The sequence below is a fragment of the Kitasatospora putterlickiae genome (assembly GCF_039527695.1).
Classification (GTDB): Bacteria; Actinomycetota; Actinomycetes; order Streptomycetales; family Streptomycetaceae; genus Kitasatospora; species Kitasatospora putterlickiae.
The window spans coordinates 884-1,396 of the sequence record NZ_BAAAKJ010000503.1 but is presented as its reverse complement, the minus strand read 5'-3'; the positions used below and the strand labels follow the sequence as shown (position 1 = coordinate 1,396).

Genomic DNA, 513 nt, shown 5'->3' with positions numbered 1-513 from the left:
GGACCGCCCGGCCTGACACCACCGGTGAACGCGCGCACCGTTCGGGGCCCGGCGCGCGTCTCCCCCGGGGCGGAGCACCGCCCGGTCGTGTGGGGCCCGTCCGTCGAAGGGGGAGACACGTGTCCCGGAAACCGCCCGAGGAACTCGTCCCGGTCCTGGCCAGGACCGGTCACCGCTGGCCGCTGGCCGACGAGGAGGGGCTGCGCGGGGCGGCCGGGCTCTGGCGCGAGTTCGGCACCGAGGCGGACCGGCTCGCCAAGCGCGGCGGCGACGCCGCGCGGCGCGTCACCGGGGACAACTCCGGCCGCGCCGTCGAGGCCTTCGCCGCGTACTGGCGGGCGTTCCGGGGCGGCGGCACGGGGCACCTGGACGACGCGCACGCCGCGGCCGGGCTGGTCGCCGGGGCCTTCGACGCGGCGGCCCGCGCCGTCGACTCCTGCAAGGCCGACATCGTCGCCACGCTGAAGGAGCTGGCCGCCGAACTGAAGAAGGCCGAGGAAAAGGCCGCCGCGG

At 78.0% G+C, this 513-nt stretch carries 1 protein-coding gene; it reads left to right on the top strand.

What is annotated here, in order from left to right; all coding sequences use genetic code 11:
- Nucleotides 1-119: 119 nt before the first annotated feature.
- Nucleotides 120-513: WXG100-like domain-containing protein (locus ABD308_RS38030; protein ID WP_486327051.1), on the top strand; the 394-nt coding region annotated here is incomplete at its 3' end.